This window comes from Polaromonas sp. P1_G4, assembly GCF_056405475.1.
In genome coordinates, this window is sequence record NZ_JBFUCA010000637.1 from 1 (window position 1) to 2,072 (window position 2,072).

At 60.7% G+C, this 2,072-nt stretch carries 2 protein-coding genes; both read left to right on the forward strand.

Translation table 11 applies throughout. The annotated features are described in order from the left end of the window. A partial coding sequence (locus AC1D1X_RS21590; protein WP_477699141.1) for a glutamate-5-semialdehyde dehydrogenase occupies positions 1 to 600 on the forward strand: 600 nt, incomplete at its 5' end. A 152-nt stretch (positions 601 to 752) separates the two neighbouring features. Beyond that, positions 753 to 2,048, forward strand: a complete 1,296-nt coding sequence (gene gshA / locus AC1D1X_RS21595; protein WP_457281482.1) for a glutamate--cysteine ligase — start codon at positions 753 to 755, stop codon at positions 2,046 to 2,048. The last annotated feature ends 24 nt before the right edge of the window (positions 2,049 to 2,072 follow it).

A 2,072-nucleotide genomic window follows, 5' to 3' on the forward strand; every position in this document is an offset into this window, starting at 1 on the left:
CACCTGGACGGCAACTGCCATGTGTATGTCGACGACCCCTGCGACATCGAAATGGCGGTGAAAGTGGCCGACAACGCAAAAACGCAAAAATACAGCCCCTGCAATGCCAGCGAAGGTTTGCTGGTGGCGCGCGGTGTGGCCGCGCAGTTCCTGCCCAAAATCGGCGCGATTTACGCCGCCAAGGGTGTGGAGATGCGTTGCGATGCCGAGGCCCAGGCGATCCTGGCGAGCGTCAAAGGCGCCAACCTGAAAGCGGCGACGGAGCAGGACTGGTACGAGGAATACCTCGCGCCCATCATCAGCATCAAGGTGGTGGCGGGCATTGACGAAGCCATCGCCCACATCAACCAGTACTCCAGCCACCACACAGATGCCATCCTCACGCGCGACCACATCAACGCCCAGCGCTTTCTGCGCGAGGTGGATTCAGCCAGCGTCATGGTGAATGCGAGCACCCGCTTCGCCGATGGATTCGAGTTTGGGCTGGGAGCCGAAATCGGCATCAGCACCGACAAGTTCCACGCGCGTGGACCGGTCGGGATTGAGGGGCTGACGTCCCTCAAATATGTGGTGCTGGGCCAGGGCGAAGTCCGTACCTGAAGCCATGCCGGGCTGAGAAGTCGGCCCACGGATTTTTGGATGACTTGCGGCGGCGTTACCCCTTGTAACCCCTGCAGTCTGTCCCAATCTCCCTAAAATTCGGTCAGATATAACCGAAGCAAATAACAGATTCCCTACTCGAAAGTGGCCGAATGGTTCCGCACCTCATCACCGCCCTGAACGGCCCTATCAACGAACTCGAACAACGGGTCCTGGACTCCACGCCGGCGATTGAGCGCTGGTTCCGGCTGGAGTGGATGGAGCACACGCCGCCGTTTTACAGCTCGGTCGACATCCGCAACGCCGGCTTCAAGCTCGCCCCGGTCGACACCAACCTCTACCCCGGCGGCTGGAACAACCTGACGCCCGAGATGCTGCCGCTGGCGGTGCAGGCCGCCATGGCCGCGATCGAAAAGATCTGTCCCGAGGCGCGCAACCTGCTGGTCGTGCCCGAGAACCACACGCGCAACAGCTTTTACCTGTCCAACGTGCTGCAGCTCAAGCGCATTTTTCACCAGGCCGGCCTCAATGTGCGTTTCGGCTCGCTGAGCTCCGACATCAAGGAGCCCACCACGCTGAACCTGCCGACCGGAGAGACCATCACGATCGAGCCGCTGATCCGGACCGACCGCCGCCTGGGCCTGAAAGACTTCGACCCCTGCACCATTTTGCTGAACAATGACCTGTCGGCCGGCATCCCCGGCATCCTGGAAGACCTCAACGAGCAGTACCTGTTGCCGCCGCTGCATGCCGGCTGGTCGGTGCGCCGCAAGTCGCGGCACTTCAAGGCCTACGAAGAAGTTTCCAAGCGTTTCGGCAAGCTGCTGGGCATAGACCCCTGGCTTATCAACCCCATGTACGCCCAGTGCGGTGAAGTCAACTTTGCCGAAGAAACCGGCATGGATTGCCTGACCACCAACGTCGATGCGCTGCTCACCAAAATCAAGCGCAAGTACAAGGAATACGGCATCAACGAAAAGCCTTTTGTCGTCGTCAAGGCCGACAACGGCACTTATGGCATGGGCATCATGACGGTGCGCGACGTGAAAGACCTGGACGCGCTGAACCGCAAGACAAAAAACAAGATGAGCACGACGAAAGATGGCCAGCCGCTGTCCGAAGTGATCATCCAGGAAGGCGTGCTGACCAACGAGCGCGTGAACGACGCCGTGGCCGAGCCCGTGGTCTACATGATGGACCGTTATGTGGTCGGCGGCTTTTACCGCGTTCATGCCGAGCGCGGCGTGGACGAAAACCTCAACGCGCCCGGCGCCAGCTTTGTACCCCTGGCCTTTGCCGACAGCGGCCGCCTGCCGCAGCCCGGCGAGAAGCCCGGCTCCAGCAGCCCCAACCGCTTCTATATGTATGGCGTGATCGCCCGACTGGCGATGCTTGCTGCGAGCTATGAACTCGAAGCCACCGATCCGGACGCCGAGGTGTATGACTAGAGATGGCTTGGCACACCCCTATCG